The organism is Mesorhizobium sp. P5_C1, assembly GCF_054049815.1.
The window spans coordinates 1-661 of record NZ_JBFULQ010001307.1; the positions used below are offsets into that span (position 1 = coordinate 1).

The 661-nt window shown below is 60.1% G+C and carries 1 protein-coding gene; it reads right to left on the reverse strand.

Going from position 1 to position 661, the window contains the following annotated elements; genetic code table 11:
* The coding region (locus ACXJ7R_RS35545) for an ATP-dependent DNA ligase (protein ID WP_457155863.1) at positions 1–661 on the reverse strand (661 nt) is incomplete at both ends.

Sequence of the window (661 nt, forward strand, 5' to 3'; positions counted from 1 at the left end):
GCTTTGGCTCGCCACGCAGGAACTTCACGCGGGCCTTTATGCCGGGCTCCACCCATTCGACTTCCGGAGTGACTACCGCCTTCGGTAAGCCCTCTGGCGGCCGAGCCTTGGCCTGCTGCACCCGCTGCCATAGCCGGTCCATGATCGATCGCGTAGTGCTGATGACAGCCTTGCCGGCATATTTGCCATCGCGGGCCATAAGCGCCAGCGTTGGCCTGCCAGGTTCGCTCTGGACGCCGAGCAAGTCGAAATCACCGATCTCAAAACACTTCGTCTTCACCCAGGAACCGAACGGCCCACGGCGATAGGGGCTGTTGCGCCGCTTCGATACCATTCCTTCAAGCCCCATTCGTTCAACGCCGGCGAAGAACTCGGCCCCGCCACCTTCGACATGCTGGCTATATTGGATGATGCCCTCGGCCGGCTTGATCAGGTCCCAAAGAATTCTTTTGCGTTCGATCACCGGCAGTGGACGCAAATCCTCGCCTTCCCTATGCAGGATATCGAAAGCGACAAAGGCCAGCAGCTCGGCATTCCACGCCATGCGTGAATGCATTTGGCGGAAATTCGGCCTGCCATCAGCTTCGGGGGCGATCACCTCGCCGTCGAGATCAGTGCCTTGGCCGGCAGCTTCTCCAACGCGGCGACAATAGGCCAATAG